The sequence below is a fragment of the Flavobacterium limnosediminis JC2902 genome (genome assembly GCF_000498535.1).
Classification (GTDB): Bacteria; Bacteroidota; Bacteroidia; order Flavobacteriales; family Flavobacteriaceae; genus Flavobacterium; species Flavobacterium limnosediminis.
This window is the reverse complement of record NZ_AVGG01000003.1, coordinates 204,411-221,537: the sequence shown is the minus strand read 5'-3', so window position 1 is coordinate 221,537 and position 17,127 is coordinate 204,411. Positions and strand designations below refer to the sequence as shown.

The 17,127-nt window shown below is 41.0% G+C and carries 12 protein-coding genes; 9 read left to right on the top strand and 3 right to left on the bottom strand.

What is annotated here, in order from left to right:
• The first annotated feature begins 29 nt into the window (after nucleotides 1-29).
• From FLJC2902T_RS05530 to pgi, 8 genes are all read left to right on the top strand, one after another.
• Complete coding sequence (locus FLJC2902T_RS05530; protein WP_023578788.1) at nucleotides 30-2,255, top strand: patatin-like phospholipase family protein; 2,226 nt, start codon at nucleotides 30-32, stop codon at nucleotides 2,253-2,255.
• A gap of 113 nt (nucleotides 2,256-2,368) precedes the next feature.
• Nucleotides 2,369-3,814, top strand: coding sequence for an amino acid permease (locus FLJC2902T_RS05525; RefSeq protein ID WP_023578787.1), 1,446 nt, complete (start codon nucleotides 2,369-2,371; stop codon nucleotides 3,812-3,814).
• Between the two features lie 250 nt (nucleotides 3,815-4,064).
• Nucleotides 4,065-5,222, top strand: a complete 1,158-nt coding sequence (locus FLJC2902T_RS05515) for a homogentisate 1,2-dioxygenase (protein WP_023578785.1) — start codon at nucleotides 4,065-4,067, stop codon at nucleotides 5,220-5,222.
• Between the two features lie 162 nt (nucleotides 5,223-5,384).
• Nucleotides 5,385-6,548 carry a 4-hydroxyphenylpyruvate dioxygenase gene (hppD, locus tag FLJC2902T_RS05510; RefSeq protein WP_023578784.1) on the top strand — a complete coding sequence of 388 codons (1,164 nt, stop codon included), beginning with the start codon at nucleotides 5,385-5,387 and terminating at the stop codon, nucleotides 6,546-6,548.
• A gap of 298 nt (nucleotides 6,549-6,846) precedes the next feature.
• The gene (locus tag FLJC2902T_RS05505; RefSeq protein WP_035677380.1) at nucleotides 6,847-7,641 is read left to right on the top strand and encodes a DUF3108 domain-containing protein; all 795 of its coding nucleotides are present in this window, start codon (nucleotides 6,847-6,849) and stop codon (nucleotides 7,639-7,641) included.
• Complete coding sequence (locus FLJC2902T_RS05500; protein WP_023578782.1) at nucleotides 7,641-8,567, top strand: tryptophan 2,3-dioxygenase family protein; 927 nt, start codon at nucleotides 7,641-7,643, stop codon at nucleotides 8,565-8,567. Before FLJC2902T_RS05505 ends, FLJC2902T_RS05500 begins: the two co-directional genes overlap by 1 nt.
• 27 nt (nucleotides 8,568-8,594) lie before the next feature.
• On the top strand, nucleotides 8,595-9,830 hold the full coding sequence (locus FLJC2902T_RS05495; RefSeq protein WP_023578781.1) for a M23 family metallopeptidase: 1,236 nt from the start codon (nucleotides 8,595-8,597) through the stop codon (nucleotides 9,828-9,830).
• A complete protein-coding gene (pgi, locus tag FLJC2902T_RS05490; RefSeq protein WP_035677377.1) occupies nucleotides 9,830-11,467 on the top strand; it encodes a glucose-6-phosphate isomerase in 1,638 nt (545 codons plus the stop codon). Before FLJC2902T_RS05495 ends, pgi begins: the two co-directional genes overlap by 1 nt.
• 9 nt (nucleotides 11,468-11,476) lie before the next feature.
• On the opposite strand, the gene mfd is transcribed toward pgi, so the two are convergent.
• Nucleotides 11,477-14,782, bottom strand: a complete 3,306-nt coding sequence (gene mfd / locus FLJC2902T_RS05485) for a transcription-repair coupling factor (protein WP_394331690.1) — start codon at nucleotides 14,780-14,782, stop codon at nucleotides 11,477-11,479.
• A gap of 60 nt (nucleotides 14,783-14,842) precedes the next feature.
• Entirely contained in the window at nucleotides 14,843-15,430 is a 588-nt protein-coding gene (locus FLJC2902T_RS05480; protein WP_023578778.1) for a hypothetical protein, read from the bottom strand.
• Between the two features lie 165 nt (nucleotides 15,431-15,595).
• On the opposite strand from FLJC2902T_RS05480, the gene FLJC2902T_RS05475 reads away from it, so the two are divergent.
• A complete protein-coding gene (locus tag FLJC2902T_RS05475; protein WP_035677374.1) occupies nucleotides 15,596-16,543 on the top strand; it encodes an L-threonine 3-dehydrogenase in 948 nt (315 codons plus the stop codon).
• 54 nt (nucleotides 16,544-16,597) lie between these two features.
• Here FLJC2902T_RS05475 and FLJC2902T_RS05470 read toward each other — a convergent pair whose 3' ends face one another.
• A complete protein-coding gene (locus FLJC2902T_RS05470; protein ID WP_023578776.1) occupies nucleotides 16,598-17,110 on the bottom strand; it encodes a nuclear transport factor 2 family protein in 513 nt (170 codons plus the stop codon).
• Nucleotides 17,111-17,127: the final 17 nt, after the last annotated feature.

The window sequence follows — 17,127 nt, the reverse complement described above, 5'->3', positions numbered from 1 at the left end:
GCCGAAAATCACAAATAAACAGTAGCCAGATGAGCTACTGTTTATTTGTGTATGCGCTAATGCTAATTACCTGCTTTCTAATACCTGCTGTTTCAAAAGCCCAGGATCAGAAGAAGCCTAAAATAGGAGTGGTATTGAGTGGCGGTGGTGCGAAAGGACTGGCGCATATCGGTGTGTTGAAGGTTTTGGAGGAAGCCGGAGTAAAGGTGGATTATATTGGCGGGACCAGTATGGGTGCGATTGTCGGTGGTTTGTACGCTTCGGGTTATTCGGCGCAACAGTTGGATTCCATTTTCAGGAATATCGATGCGGATGCGCTGCTTCAGGATTATATTCCCAGAACGTCCAAAAGCTTTTTCGAAAAAAGAAATGATGAGTTGTATGCCGTAGCCCTGCCGTTTAATAATTTTAAGATTGGGGTTCCCACTGCCCTTTCCAAAGGGATGTACAACTATAATATGCTTAGCAGGTTGACCAATCATGTTCGCTATGTGCGTGACTTTAACCAGCTTTCCATTCCTTTTGTCTGTATTGCCACCGATATCGAAACCGGGCAGGAAGTGGTGATAAGAAATGGGGTGTTGCCAAAGGCGATATTGGCCAGCGGGGCTTTTCCTTCATTATACACGCCGGTTGAAATTGACGGGCGTCTGTTGATCGACGGAGGGGTAACCAACAATTATCCCATCGAAGAGGTTAAAAAAATGGGGGCGGATATCATTATCGGTGTCGATGTGCAGGACGGTTTGAAAGACCGGAACAATCTTGGAGGTGCTTCAGGGGTTTTGGTTCAGATTACCAACTTCGACATGATCGAGAAGATGAATGCCAAAAGAAAGGCGACCGATATCTACATAAAACCTGATGTTACCGGGTATTCTGTCATTTCCTTTGATTTAGGAGGTGAAATCATAACTAAAGGGGAGGAAGCTGCTTTCTCAGTGTATGAAGCATTGGGTAAATATGGGGAAATGCCTAAAAAAGAGTCTGAAAAAATTTACGCGACCCAATTAGAGGATATACTTAGTATTGACAGTGTCAGGGTCAACAATCTCAATGATTTTACCAGACCGTATGTTTTGGGGAAATTGCGGTTCAAAAACAATTCAAAAATTACGTTTCAGAAGTTGAGCGATGGTATCGGAAATCTCAGTTCAACACAAAACTTCAGCGCGATTACTTATTATTTCGATAAGAATAATGAGGGTAAAGAAGAAATTGTAATGGAATTGAAAGAGAATCCGATTAAGCGTTATCTGAAATTCGGGCTGCATTACGATGGCTTATACAAAAGCGCCGCCCTGATTAACGTGACACAGAAGAAAGTGTTTTTTAAAAATGATAATATTTCATTTGATGCCATTTTGGGGGATAATTTCAGGTACAATCTGAATTACTACTACGATAGCGGATTTTATTGGAGTTTTGGTGTGAATTCCCGTCTGAATCAATTCGAACATGACAGTTATGTAGATTACAGTAATGGTGAGGCTCTGGCTTCCCTGAATGTACATACTATTAATATTTCGTTTTCCGATTTTACGAATCAGGTCTTTGCACAAACCGTTTTTGCACAGAAATTCCTGGTGGGCGGTGGCGGGGAATGGAAGCATTTAAAAATTGATTCGGAAGCCTTGGAGAATACCGACCCGGTTATAGAAAACAGTAGCTATATGTCTATTTTTGGCTATATGAAGTTTGATTCACAGGACAAAAAACACTTTGCTACGAGGGGTTGGCACTTTTTCGGTGATTTTAAATCCTTTTTGTATTCCAGTGATTATACCAATACTTTTGAACCGTTTTCCATCGCTAAAGGTGATATTGAGTTCGTACATACTGTTTTTAAAAGGTTGGTGTTTAAAGTTCAATCGGAAGGCGGATTTGCCATCGGGGAACGTACTGTTCCTTTTCACGATTTCGTTTTGGGGGGTTATGGTTACAATACGATTAACAATTTCCGTCATTTTTACGGATATGACTACCTGAGTTTGGCCGGGGACAGTTATGTGAAAGGGGAAATCGGACTGGATTATGAGTTTTACCGAAAAAATCATTTTAATTTTTATGCCAACTTTGCTAACATAGGGAATGCCATTTTTGAAGACAACCGTTGGATCTCACATCCCAAATATTCCGGTTATGCTTTGGGTTACGGATTGGAGACCCTTATCGGGCCTATCGAATTGAAGCATACCTGGTCTCCGGAAACCAAGGATCATTTTACCTGGATCAGTGTCGGATTCTGGTTTTAATGGCCTGAAACATATTAACGTGCCTTTTTCTGTTTTAATTTCTTTTTTTTGTGACAATGTTTCAAAAAAACTCTATTTTTGGAAACTTAAAATACCAAATACCCAATTAATTTATGTCTATCTGGAAAAGAAAATCTATAACTCTCCTTCTTTCGGAAGCTGATGAGTCAGAAAAAGGTTTAAAACGAACATTATCTTCCCGTGCTCTTGTGGCATTGGGTGTCGGTGCGATTATCGGTGCCGGTCTTTTCTCACTAACGGGAATCGCCGCTGCAGAACATGCCGGGCCGGCTGTAACATTGTCGTTTGTATTGGCGGCTGTTGGCTGTGCTTTTGCCGGACTTTGTTACGCGGAATTCGCATCAATGATACCGGTTGCAGGTAGTGCTTATACGTATTCCTACGCTACCATGGGTGAATTCATGGCTTGGATCATTGGTTGGGATCTGGTTCTTGAGTACGCTCTTGGAGCCGCTACCGTTGGGGTAAGTTGGTCAAGATACCTTTTGGAATTGTTTGCTAAATTCGGAATTCATTTGCCTCCGGAGTTGATCTGTTCGCCTTGGGAAACCTTAAAACTGAGCGACGGAACCGTTATCGAAGGCGGAATCATCAACCTTCCGGCCATTTTTATCGTTGCTATGTTGTCACTGATTTTGATCAGAGGGACAAAAGAATCGGCTTCCATGAACAATTTCCTGGTTGTTTTAAAAGTGACTGTGGTAATATTGTTTATCGTTTTAGGTTGGCAATTTATCGACGTTAATAATTACACTCCTTATATTCCTGAGAATACAGGTGTTTTCGGTGAGTTTGGCTTGTCAGGAATCGCTGCCGGTGCAGGAACTGTTTTCTTTGCTTTCATTGGTTTTGATGCCGTTTCAACCGCAGCACAGGAAGCTAAAAATCCGCAAAAAGGAATGCCGATCGGTATTTTAGGGTCGTTGGTAATCTGTACAATTTTATATGTTTTATTTGCTCACGTAATGACCGGTCTTGTACCATATACTGAATTTGCCGGAGATGCGAAACCTGCTGCTACAGCGTTTGCAAAAACCGGTTATGATTTCCTTCAGACAGGTTTGATTATCGCGATTTTGGCGGGATATACTTCAGTTATTCTTGTAATGCTTATGGGTCAAAGCCGTGTGTTTTACACGATGAGTAAGGATGGATTATTGCCTAGTTTCTTCGGAGACATTCATGCGAAGTTCAGAACTCCTTGGAAAACAAACTTATTCTTCATGGTATTCGTGAGTTTATTTGCCGGTTTCGTTCCGGTATCCGACTTGGGACATATGGTAAGTATTGGTACGTTGTTAGCCTTCGTTCTGGTTTGTATCGGGATATTGGTGATGCGTAAAAAAATGCCGGAAGTGCCAAGAGCTTTCAAAACGCCATTTGTGCCATTTGTGCCTATTGCCGGAGTTGTGGTTTGTGTGTTTTTGATGTATTCATTACCGGGAGAAAGCTGGTTACGTCTGTTTATATGGATGGCGCTGGGAGTAATTCTGTATTTTGTGTACGGTAAAAAGAACAGTAAGATTAACAATGAATAATTTTTAGATTATAGTATATTTTGTGAAAAAACCCAAAAAGCAGTTCTTTTTGGGTTTTTTTATTTCGCACACTTTCAATATAATTTCCGATATTTGTACTGTTATGAATAAACACTGGATAGGTTTATTAGCACATTTAAAATTCCTCATCAAGAGAAATCCTGAATGAGCCATTTTCTTTTGTTGAAACTTTAGCGTTTGAATTTCGTATTCAAATAAGATTATTTTCAAATTTTCAAATAAAAAGAACATGCCATTTTATCATAAATTAGGAAAAATTCCTCACAAGAGACATATACAATTCCGCAAAGAAAACGGCGATTTGTACTATGAGCAGCTTTTCGGTACCGTTGGTTTCGACGGAATGTCCACCAACTCCTACCATGAGCACCGCCCTACACAAGTAAAAGAAATCAGAAGCCAATACAGTGTAGCGCCGAAAATCGCCAAAAGCAATAACATTCAGTCGTATCGCCTGAGAGGTTTTCAGGTGGCGCCACAGGATGATTTTCTGGAAAGCAGAAAGATAGTGCTTACCAATTCCGATTGTCATATCGTATTGGCAGCGCCAAGAAAATCCACAACCGACTATTTTTACAAGAATACCGATTCAGATGAAATGATTTTCATCCACCGCGGAACCGGTAAATTGCGTACCATCTACGGAAACCTGGATTTCAAATACGGCGATTACCTGATCATTCCACGCGGAATCATCTATAAAATCGATTTCGATACCGAAGACAATCGTTTGTTTATCGTAGAATCCCATCGGCCGATTTATACGCCGAAACGTTACAGAAACTGGTTCGGACAATTATTGGAGCATTCTCCGTTTTGCGAACGCGACATCCGTCGTCCGGAAGAACTGGAAACCTATGACGAAAAAGGAGAATTTATAATCAAAGTAAAAAAGAAAGACGAGATTTTTGATATGGTTTATGCCACACATCCTTTTGATGTTGTCGGATATGACGGTTTCAATTACCCGTATGCTTTGTCCATTCACGATTTCGAACCGCTGACTGGTAGAATCCATCAACCGCCTCCGGTGCACCAGACTTTCGAAACAGATGCGTTTGTGATTTGTTCTTTTGTACCGCGTTTGTACGATTACCATCCGCAGGCAATCCCTGCGCCTTACAATCACAGTAATATCGATTCCGATGAGGTATTGTATTACGTCGATGGTGATTTCATGAGCCGTAACGATATTGAAGCGGGACATATTTCCCTGCATCCGGCCGGAATTCCACACGGACCACACCCGGGTGCTACAGAAAGAAGCATCGGTAAAAAAGACACTGAGGAATTGGCGGTGATGGTAGATACCTTCAAACCGTTAATGGTTACCGAAGAGGCAATGAAAATTGCAGACGATAAGTATTTCCAATCCTGGTTAGAGTAACAATTTGAGTAATTAGAAGCTATTTCCCGCTGTCCGCTGTATCTTTTCGTTTTTAAAGAAAAAACAAAAAGGATGCCGCTGCCATCGGGGCTAAAAAATCAATAATAAATTCACGAACGGCGCATTAAAGAGCAGTCTTCGTGTTCAAAAAATACAGAAATTATGGCACAAGAGATAAAATCAGTAGAATACGGATTAGAAAAAATATTTGAAGGCGCACAGGATTTCCTTCCACTTTTAGGAACGGACTATGTAGAATTCTACGTAGGAAATGCAAAACAGGCGGCTCATTTTTACAAAACCGCTTTCGGTTTCCAGTCTTTGGCTTATGCCGGATTAGAAACGGGTGTTAGAGACCGTGCGTCTTACGTGTTGAAACAGGATAAAATCCGTTTGGTGTTGACTACCGCTTTAAACAGCGAGTCACCAATCGGGGAGCATGTGAAAAAACACGGAGACGGTGTTAAAGTTATTGCGCTTTGGGTAGAAGATGCGCGTTCTGCATTTGAAGAAACCACAAAACGTGGAGCAAAACCTTATTTTGAGCCGGTGGTTGAAAAAGATGAAAATGGGGAAGTAGTACGTGCTGGTATCTACGGTGCTTATGGGGAAACCGTTTTTATTTTTGTTGAGCGCAAAAATTATAAGGGAATCTTTTTGCCTGGATATAGTGAATGGAAATCGGATTACAGTCCTGAACCGGTTGGACTAAAATATATAGACCACATGGTTGGGAATACTGGGTGGAACCGTATGAATGAAGCTGTAAAATGGTTTGAAGATGTGATGGGATTTGTGAATTTCCTTTCTTTTGACGACAAGCAAATCACGACAGAGTATTCCGCATTAATGTCGAAAGTAATGAGTAACGGAAACGGACGTATCAAATTCCCGATCAACGAACCTGCAGAAGGGAAAAAACGTTCTCAAATTGAAGAATATTTAGATTTTTACGAGGATGAAGGAGTACAACATATTGCTGTTGCCACTGATGATATCATTAAAACAGTTGCCGATATGCGCGCACGTGGGGTGGAATTTTTGAGTACACCGCCTCAGGCATATTACGATGCGATTCCGGAACGTTTGAAAGATCACATGAGTAAATTTAAAGAAGATATTCATGAGCTTCAGAAACTGGGAATCATGATTGATGCGGACGAAGAAGGGTATTTGTTGCAGATTTTCACCAAGCCGGTAGAGGATCGTCCGACACTTTTCTTTGAGATTATTCAGCGAATGGGAGCAAAAGGCTTCGGAGCCGGTAACTTCAAAGCGCTTTTTGAATCGATTGAAAGAGAGCAACAATTGCGCGGAACATTGTAAAAATTAGGATTTAATTATCAATAATGCAAAAAATCAATTTTAACGAGGTTGAATTTTGCTAATATTGTGTTAAAGTTGAAATTTCAGTTGTAATTCTGCAACAAAACCAGCTACATTTGCACTCACAAAAATAAGGAAGTCATAACCCCTTATTGGAGTAAGTAAATTTTCATAATTTATAGTTTTTTGGTTGGTTAATAGCATAAAAACTCAGTCATTTTTTTGACTGAGTTTTTTTGTTTTCCTAATTTTGGAATGGAAATTGCAATTATGCCTATAAATTGCGTAAATTAATCCAATGAAAAAAGGTGTACTACTTCTCTCTCTTCTTTGTTTGCTTGCTTTTGCGGCTTCTTTTACAGCTGCCAGACAGGAAGATGCCTTCACTACCGGGGAATTCTTTAAATTCCGGATCCACTACGGTTTGGTTAATGCCGGGTATGCAACCCTGGAAATCAAAGAGGCGGTTCGTAATAACAGGAAAGTACACCACGTTATCGGAAAAGGGTATACCGTGGGGATGACAAGATTTTTCTTCAAGGTAGCCGACGACTACCAAAGCATGTTTGACAAGGAAACAGGGCAACCATATCAGTATCTCAGAAAAATTGACGAAGGAGGCTATACCAAAAATCAGGAAGGCTTTTTTAATCAAACAAAAAATACGGTCCTTGTTAAAGACTATAAAAATAATACTGAAAAAACGTTTACGGTGCCTGAAAATGTTCAGGATATTGTATCTTCGTTTTATTATTTAAGAAACCATCCAAAAATCGATAAACTGGCAGTAGGTGAATCGATTGTTATCGACATGTTCTTTGATGATGAGGTGTATAAATTCAAACTGAAATACCTCGGAAAAGAAGATCTGGAAACAAAATTCGGCACTATACCGACAATGATTTTCAGGCCATATGTCCAATCCGGAAGGGTGTTTAAGGAACAGGAAAGTTTAACGGTTTGGATATCGGATGACGATAACAAGATGCCGCTTCGTATAAAAGCCACTTTAGCGGTTGGTTCTTTAAAAGCTGATTTGGACGGTTTCAAAGGATTAAAAAACTCTTTTAAGGTTAAAGTAAAAAAACAATAATGGAAATTACCCCGGAAATTCAGAATACACTGGATCAGATTGATGCAAAATTCCAGGCCATCAACCAAAAGACAGGAACACATTTAGAAGGCCTTTTATGGGCCAAACCCATTACTTACTGGGATTATATACAGACGGACGCCCTTTTAAATTTACAGATTCAACGCACGACATTGCCCGATGAAATGGTGTTTATCATGTATCACCAGGTAAATGAACTGTTGTTCAAAATGATTTTATGGGAAATCGAACAAGTTTCCAATGCGGCAACATTAACCACGAAATTCTTTGCCGAAAGATTAAACCGAATCAGCCGTTATTTTAATATGCTTACCACCTCTTTCGATATTATGGGAGATGGTATGGAAGTGGAGCAGTATCTGAAATTCCGAAATACCTTAACGCCTGCGAGTGGTTTTCAAAGCGCGCAATACCGCTTGATTGAATTTGCTTCCACCGATTTGATAAACCTGATCGATCACCGATTCAGAGCAACCATAGACCGCAATACGCCTTACGAGCACGCTATGGAGCATTTGTACTGGCAAGCAGGAGGAAAAGATTATGCTACGGGTGAAAAATCCTATTTGTTAAAAGGTTTCGAGCAGAAATATAAACCGACATTCCTTGCTTTCATGGAGGAATACAATCAGAAAAATCTTTGGCAGAAATTCAAGCAATTGCCGGAAGAGGATCAAAAGAACGCCGATCTTGTGGCAGCGATGCGCCATTATGATAAAACAGTGAATATCACATGGGTTATGGGGCATTATAATGCAGCGGTTAAATACATAGAGAGCGTTCCGGGTAACCACGAGGCTACCGGAGGCAGTGACTGGAAAAAATATATGCTGCCAAAATACCAAAGAAGGATATTTTTTCCCGAACTTTGGTCCAAAGAAGAATTGGAAAAGTGGGGAGAATAAGAAAATAACCAACCAAAACCAGCAAAATTGAGGTACGTCACAATCATATTATTTTCATTAATATTATTTGCTTGTAACAAAAAAGAAGAGAAAAAAGGAAAAAAACATACCGAAGCCCCAAAAGAGAAAGTCGTATTTGAATACGGATTCAGACTAAATGATTTCAAAGTAGTTCATGATACGATTCAATCGGGTGACAGTTTCGGAAAAATACTTGGCGAGCAGGGTTTTGATGCAGCGAAAGTGCATCAGATCAACGAAATGGTGAAAGACTCTTTCGATGTCCGCAACATCCGAACAGGAAAGCCGTTTACCTTACTTCAGAATAAAACAGCGCCCAATGATTTAAAAGTATTCGTTTATCAGCCTGATAAGATGAGTTATTATGTCGTGGATTTGCGTGACTCCATTCCAGTGGCTTATAAAAAGGAGCGCCCTGTGGTTATTAAGCGCAGAACGATTGCCGCAGCCATTGATGGTTCGGTTTCCAGTACCTTAAGCCGTGCCGGAGTTTCACCCGCCTTAGCGCCCGAATTATCCAAAATTTATGCCTGGTCCATCGACTTCTTTAAACTTCAGAAAGGCGATAAATTTGCCGTAATCGTAAATGAAAAATACCTTGAAGGCGGCGAGTATCTCGGCGTGGAAAGCGTAGAAGCTTCCTATTTTGAATACAAAGGGAAAAAAATCTATGCCTTTCCGTTCAAACAGGATGAAAAGTCCAAAAGAGCCGATTATTTTGACGAGGAAGGAAAAGTGTTGAAAAATATGTTCCTGAAAGCTCCGTTAAAATTCGTAAACATCACTTCCCGTTTTTCAAGAAGCCGTTTTCATCCCGTTCAGTTGCGCTGGAAAGCACACAACGGAACCGATTATGCGGCCGCAACCGGAACCCCGATCATGACCACAGCCTCCGGGACAGTGGAACAAACCGGTTATACCGGCGGTAACGGGAATTTCGTAAAAGTAAAACACAACGGAACTTATTCCACGCAATACCTTCACATGTCGAAAATACTTGTTCGTCGCGGACAGCATGTTCAGCAGGGGCAGGTAATCGGAAAAGTGGGGAGCACCGGTTTGGCTACAGGTCCGCACGTATGCTACCGCTTCTGGAAAAACGGAATTCAGGTGGATCCTTTACGACAAAAATTACCTAATTCGGAACCTATGAATCCTAAGTATAAAACCCGATTCATTGCCGAAATGACTCCGTTAAAGAGGGAGTTGGACAGTGTTTCATTAGCTAAATTCGGAGAATAATGGCGTTAGTAAACACAAATCCCACCGATACTACAGCCTGGAAAAAATTACAGGAACATTTTGCTGTAATGGAACAGATTTCCATGCAGACGATGTTTGGTGATGATCCTCACAGAGCTGAAAAGTTCCACATTCAGTGGGGTGACTTTCTGTTTGATTATTCCAAAAACCGAATCAATTCGCAAACACTCGACTTGCTTTTGGAATTGGCCGAAGAAGTCAATCTTAAAGACGCAATTCAGAAGTATTTTTCCGGAGATAGAATAAATGTAACCGAAAACAGGGCGGCATTGCATACGGCATTGCGTTCTTCGGAAAAAAGCATATTGGTTGAAGGTGTAAACATTCTTCCCGAAATTGAGGTCGTTCAATCAAAAATTAAAGCGTTTGCACAATCTGTGATTTCCGGAAATCGAAAAGGTTTTACAGGAAAACCGTTTACGGATATCGTCAACATCGGAATTGGAGGCTCAGATTTGGGTCCTGATATGGCCGTGGAAGCGTTGCAGTTCTATAAAAATCATTTGAACCTGCATTTTATTTCCAATATCGACGGTGATCATGCTGCTGAAAGCATCAAAAAGTTAGATCCCGAAACCACCCTGTTTGTCGTTGTTTCAAAAACGTTTACAACACAAGAAACCCTATCGAATGCTACTTTCTTTAAGCATTGGTTTTTGCAATCGGCTAAACAGGAGGATGTGGCTAAACACTTTGTGGCTGTTTCTGCCAATATTGATAAAGTGTCCGAATTCGGTATTGCCGAAGACAGTATATTTCCCATGTGGGATTGGGTCGGAGGCCGTTTCTCGATGTGGAGTGCCGTCGGATTATCGATAGCTTTATCGGTCGGATCCGAGAACTTTGAAAAATTACTCGAAGGCGCCAAGGAGATGGATGCTCATTTTGAAAGCTGTTCTTTTGAAAGTAATATACCTGTGGTTTTAGCCTTGTTGAGCGTGTGGTATAATAATTTCTTCGGATGTGAAACCGAAGCGGTTATTCCTTACTCGCAATACCTTAAAAAATTGGCGCCGTACCTGCAACAAGCCGTAATGGAAAGCAATGGTAAATCTTTTGATCGCGACGGGAATCCGGTGAACTACCAAACCGGAAACATTATCTGGGGTGAACCGGGAAGTAATGCCCAACACGCGTTCTTCCAATTGATTCATCAGGGGACAAAATTGGTTCCGTGTGATTTTATCGGTTTTGTCGAATCACTTCATGGTAATAATGAACATCACGATAAATTGATGTCCAATTTCTTTGCTCAAACCGAAGCGTTACTTTTGGGAAAAAATTGCGATGAAGTTACCGCAGAAGGAGGTCAGGATAGATTTTTAAATGCATTTAAGACGTTTGGCGGTAACAAACCCACAAATACCTTTCTGATACAAAAACTAACCCCGAAAACGCTTGGATCGTTGATTGCCATGTACGAGCACAAGATATTTGTACAAGGGGTGATCTGGAATATTTTCAGTTACGATCAGTTTGGTGTGGAATACGGTAAACAACTGGCCAACACCATATTGGATGAGATTACCACAGGGAATTCGAAGAAACACGATGGTTCAACGGAATTTCTTCTGAAATACTACTCGGATATTAAAATAGAAAAGCCTCAAATCTGAGGCTTTTTTTTATATCATTTCAATCAACTCCAAAGCCTTTTTCACCGACTTCACATTCTCAAAAGTCAGTAACAATCGCAAACCGTTTTTCGTTTCTTTCTCCTTCATTTTACAGAGATTCCCGTTTTGTTGTACGAATTGCAACACTTTCATGAATTTCGCCGACTGGTAGAAATCGGATTGTTGGTCGGAGACAAAATAGCCTACCATTTTTCCTTGCTTCAAAACCAGTTTTTCGATTCCGATATGGGTTGCTTTCCATTTGATACGGATGCTGTTCAATAACGCAATCGCCTGTCTTGGCAAAGGTCCGAAGCGGTCAATTAAATGTTGTTCGTAGGTTTGAAGGGCTTCTTCGGTTTTAATCGAACTCAATTCGTTGTACAGATTCAGTCGCTCCGAAATATTATTGATGTATTCGTCCGGGAACAGCAGCTCGAAATCGGTATCAATCTGAATGTCTTTGACGTATTCTTTGGTTTCGATATCGTTTGCTTCCGGATACAAATCCTTGAATTCGTTTTCTTTCAGTTCCTCGATGGCTTCGTTCATGATTTTCTGATAAGTGTCAAAACCGATATCGTTGATAAAACCGCTTTGTTCGCCTCCCAGTAAATCGCCGGCACCGCGGATTTCCAAATCCTTCATGGCGATGTTGAAGCCGCTGCCCAGTTCGCTGAATTGCTCGAGCGCCTGAATGCGTTTCCGGGCTTCATCAGTCATTGCCGAATAGGGCGGACAAATGAAATAACAGAACGCTTTTTTATTGCTTCGTCCCACACGCCCGCGCATCTGATGCAAATCGGACAATCCGAAATTATTCGCATTGTTGATGAAAATCGTGTTCGCATTCGGAACGTCCAAACCGCTTTCGATGATTGTCGTGGCGACCAAAACGTCAAATTCGCCGTCCATAAAGGCCAACATCAGTTCTTCGAGTTTTTTGCCGTCCATCTGTCCGTGTCCCACGCCAACTTTGGCACCGGGCACCAGGCGCTGAATCATGCCTGCAATTTCCTTGATGTTTTCAATGCGGTTGTTGATGAAATATACCTGTCCGCCACGTTCAATCTCATACGAAATCGCGTCGCGAATCACTTCTTCGTTGAAGCCGACCACTTGGGTTTCTATCGGATACCGGTTGGGTGGCGGAGTGGTGATTACTGATAAATCCCGTGCCGCCATCAGTGAAAACTGCAGGGTTCTCGGAATCGGCGTTGCGGTTAATGTCAGTGTATCGACGTTATGCGCAATGGTTTTCAGTTTGTCTTTTACGTTTACGCCGAATTTCTGTTCTTCGTCCACGATTAATAAGCCCAAATCTTTGAAAATCACATTTTTATTAACTAACTGATGGGTTCCGATAAGAATATCGAGTTTCCCTTCTTCCAGTTGTTTCAGGGTTTCCGCTTTTTGTTTCGCTGAACGGAAACGGTTGATGTAGCCGACATTCACCGGCATATCTTTCAAACGCTCGCGGAAGGTTTTGTAATGCTGAAACGCCAAAATAGTTGTCGGTACCAAAACGGCAACCTGTTTTCCGTTATCTACGGCTTTAAACGCGGCACGAATGGCGACTTCCGTTTTTCCGAAACCAACATCGCCGCAGACCAAACGATCCATAGGGCGGTCGTTTTCCATGTCGATTTTAACCTCCAAAGTCGCTTTTGACTGGTCCGGCGTGTCTTCGTAAATAAAAGACGATTCCAGTTCGGCTTGCAAATAACTGTCGGGTGAAAAAGCGAAACCTTTGTCTAAACGGCGTTTTGCGTACAGCTGAATTAAGTTAAAGGCAATATGTTTTACACGCGCTTTGGTCTTTTGTTTTAAGACTTTCCATGCATTGGAACCTAATTTGTAAATTTTAGGAGGCGCTCCGTCTTTTCCGTTGTATTTAGAGATTTTGTGCAGCGAGTGGATGCTCACATAAACAATATCGTTATCGGCATAAACCAATTTAATGGCTTCCTGCGTTTTGCCCTCAACCTGAATTTTCTGTAATCCGCCAAATTTCCCGATACCGTGATCGATGTGGGTCACATAATCGCCAACGGAAAGGGTGTTGAGTTCTTTCAGCGTGATGGTCTGTTTTTTCGAAGAACTGTTTTTCAGGCTGAACTTGTGATAGCGCTCAAAAATCTGATGGTCGGTATAACACGCAATCTGGTTTTCTTCGTCGATAAATCCCTGAAAAAGTGGAAAAACAACCGTTTTGTATTGCTTGCGGATGTTCTCATGATTCTCTTCATCGAGACTTTCAAAAATATCGTGAAAACGCTTCGCCTGTCCGTCATTAGAACAGAATAGATAATTTTTGATACCGTTAAAATGATTGTCGTTCAGATTGTTCAGTAGTAAATCAAACTGTTTGTTGAACGACGGTTGCGGCAGTATATGGAATTCAAAGGTTTTTTCAACGCGGAAAATCGGATGTTTGGAATCCAATTCTACTAGAGTAAAATCCAGTGCTTTTTTTACGAATGCCTGTTGGTTCAAAAACATAGACTCCGGAGCGGCGTGCTGAATGTCTTTGGACAGTTTCTCGAACGCTTCATTGGCTTTGCCGAATAATTTGTCCAATTTTGACAACAGCGAATCGGTATTCTGAAGAAACAGAACGGTTTGCGGATTAATGTAATCAAGGAAACTCTCGCGGTTTTCTTTCAGAAACTTGTTTTCGACATTCGGGATGATGCTGATTTTCTTCTGTTTTTCGATGGAAAGCTGGGTTTCTACATCAAAGGTTCGGATGGTGTCGACTTCATTTCCGAAAAATTCGATTCGGTAGGGATTGTCATTGGAAAACGAAAAAACATCGATAATTCCGCCTCGCACGGAAAATTCGCCCGGTTCGGAAACGAAATCCACACGTTTGAAATTGTATTCAAACAACACTTCGTTAATGAAATCGATGGAAATGGAATCGCCAACTGCGACTTTTAGCGTGTTTTTGTCTAATTCTTTTCGGGTTACCACTTTCTCGAAAAGTGCATCGGGATAAGTAACAATTATGGCCGGTTTTTTGCGTGAATTGATACGGTTCAGTACTTCGGCACGTAATAAAACATTGGCGTTGTCGGTTTCTTCAATCTGATACGGACGACGATACGAACCCGGATAAAACAATACGTCCTGATCGTTAATCATGTTTTCGAGGTCGTTCAGATGGTATGCCGCTTCTTCTTTGTCCTGAAAAATCAGTAAAAACGGAAGTTCGTTTTTGTGAAAAAGCGCTTCAATGACAAACGACAACGACGAACCGATCAATCCTTTTATCTGGATTTTCGATTCGCGTTTCTGTAATTGTTCCGCTATCTGTGCGACTTTCGCCGATTTATGATAGGTATTTTGTATGTCGGTTTTCAAAACTTTGTGCTATTGTTTCGGTTCCTGAATCTCACGACGGGCATGACGTGCGGTATCTAATGCCTGAAGCATGATCGCTTCGCCTTCCTCTTTAGGAATTTCACTTTTTACGATGATTTCATTCATCTGATTCTGAATCGAAGTCACTTCTGTGGTAATTTCCTGAATGAGTGTGGTCACCTTTTTTGTCGGGATGTATTCCAAAGTGATATATGTTTCCAGAGATTTCAGCTTGGTGTTCAGTGTGGAAATACGGCTTTTTACGGCCGGTTTGTCAAATAGTGCCGGAGCATTATTGTTCAAAAGATCCCCTTTTACGGTTAGTGTTTTTGCTTTTAGGCGGAAGGCATTCAACGAACTTTTTGGTTTTTGCTGCAGTTCCTGATTAAAAGTGCGCCACTCCTGCCATCTGTTGATGTGGGGCTGTACTTTCGGACTGACAGGCGGAATATTGAATTTCCAGTTTTGGCTGATGACGGCAAATACCGAATCATTATGTTTTGCCGCTTTATCACTGTCGGCAATTCGTTCCTGCTTGTTATTGCAGGAGAAAAGAAGTAGTGACAATAAAAGCAACAACGACGACTTAATCTTCATAATAAAAGTTTAGAAAGCAAATTTACAAATGTTATTGGAAACTCCTTTTTTTGAGGGGAATATGTTCACTAAAATGCGGTTTTTTGTGAATTGTAAATTTTCAGAATGAAATCGGATTTTAAATTTTAGCAAAACAGTATCTTTGTGGGTACTAAATTAACACAAATGAGCACGAAAATTTTAATCATTGGCGCTTGCGGACAGATCGGAACTGAGCTGACCGCGAAATTAAGAGAAACCTACGGAGTTGATAATGTAATAGCATCCGATATCCGAAAACTGGAGAACGATGTGGTACATAACGGAATTTTTGAAGTTGTTAACGCCCTTGATTACAATCAGATCGAAAATCTTATTGAGAAATATGAGATTACCGATGTGTATCTGATGGCAGCCTTACTTTCGGCTACAGCGGAAAAGAATCCGGCTTTTGCCTGGGATCTGAACATGAACTCGTTGTTTCACGTGCTTAATTTGGCGAAAGCCGGGAAAATACAAAAGATTTTCTGGCCATCGAGTATCGCGGTTTTCGGACCAACAACGCCGAGAGACAATACGCCGCAATATACAGTGATGGAACCATCTACGGTTTATGGAATTTCAAAACAATCCGGAGAACGTTGGTGTGAATATTATAACAAGCAATACGGAGTGGACGTGAGAAGTATCCGTTATCCCGGACTGATTTCATGGACGTCACCTCCGGGTGGTGGTACTACGGATTATGCTGTGGACATCTACTACAAGGCTTTGGAGGATAAGAAATTTACCTGTTTCCTTTCAGAGAATACCGGTTTACCGATGATGTACATGGACGATGCGATTAAAGCGACCATCAGTATCATGCAGGCTCCTGCTGATAAAATCAAAATACGTTCTTCGTACAATTTATCGGCGGTGAGTTTTACGCCGAAAGAAATTGCGGAATCAATCAAAAAACACATTCCTGAATTTACCATCGATTATGCGCCCGATTTCCGTCAGGCAATTGCTGACAGCTGGCCGGCAAGTATTGATGATTCTTATGCAAGAAAAGATTGGGGATGGCAACATGATTTTGACATGGAGCGCATGACTACAACAATGTTAGAGAATTTAGCAAAGAAAGTATAAATAAAAAAACGCTGCCTGAAGGGGTAGCGTTTTATGTTTGGTTTGGGATTGATTTTATTTGCTGTTTTTTATTTGTTGCAGCTGCGCATCTTCCTTAGGGGTAATGATTTTGATAACGTCTTTAACATCGTCATTCGGAACAGTCATTGAAAGTACGTAGTGTTTTACTTTCCACACTTTTCCTTCTTTTACCATAACACCCGAACCACGGCAGATTTTCATCCAAGTGTCCAACAATTCATCAAACCACGCTATTTTTCCGGATGGGTCCATATAAATATGACGCTCAACAGGTTTAAAGTCCCACGCGCGGCCTTTGTCGAAATACGGTTTGGCAAAATCAATAAATTGTTTTTTGTTCCAGTTTTCGGTTGCATCGGTACCAATGAAGATGGACTCGTCTGACATTGCACCGAAATACTTGTCGAAATTTCCTTCCGCAGCATCTTTATGCCAATTGTCTAATATCGTAGCGATTGCTTGTTTTTCGGCATCCATTTTTTTTTGTGCCGTGGATTCGAATGAAATCAGCATTAGAGCCGATAAAAAAAAGAATAATTTTTTCATAATGATTAGTTGTTTGT

Coding starts and splice junctions, on each gene's coding strand:
- hppD (WP_023578784.1), top strand. CDS start 5,385: ATGGCACAAGAGATAAAATCAGTAGAATACGGATTAGAAAAAATATTT.
- FLJC2902T_RS05500 (WP_023578782.1), top strand. CDS start 7,641: ATGGAAATTACCCCGGAAATTCAGAATACACTGGATCAGATTGATGCA.
- FLJC2902T_RS05515 (WP_023578785.1), top strand. CDS start 4,065: ATGCCATTTTATCATAAATTAGGAAAAATTCCTCACAAGAGACATATA.
- FLJC2902T_RS05475 (WP_035677374.1), top strand. CDS start 15,596: ATGAGCACGAAAATTTTAATCATTGGCGCTTGCGGACAGATCGGAACT.
- FLJC2902T_RS05525 (WP_023578787.1), top strand. CDS start 2,369: ATGTCTATCTGGAAAAGAAAATCTATAACTCTCCTTCTTTCGGAAGCT.
- pgi (WP_035677377.1), top strand. CDS start 9,830: ATGGCGTTAGTAAACACAAATCCCACCGATACTACAGCCTGGAAAAAA.
- FLJC2902T_RS05470 (WP_023578776.1), bottom strand. CDS start 17,110: ATGAAAAAATTATTCTTTTTTTTATCGGCTCTAATGCTGATTTCATTC.
- FLJC2902T_RS05530 (WP_023578788.1), top strand. CDS start 30: ATGAGCTACTGTTTATTTGTGTATGCGCTAATGCTAATTACCTGCTTT.
- FLJC2902T_RS05505 (WP_035677380.1), top strand. CDS start 6,847: ATGAAAAAAGGTGTACTACTTCTCTCTCTTCTTTGTTTGCTTGCTTTT.
- FLJC2902T_RS05480 (WP_023578778.1), bottom strand. CDS start 15,430: ATGAAGATTAAGTCGTCGTTGTTGCTTTTATTGTCACTACTTCTTTTC.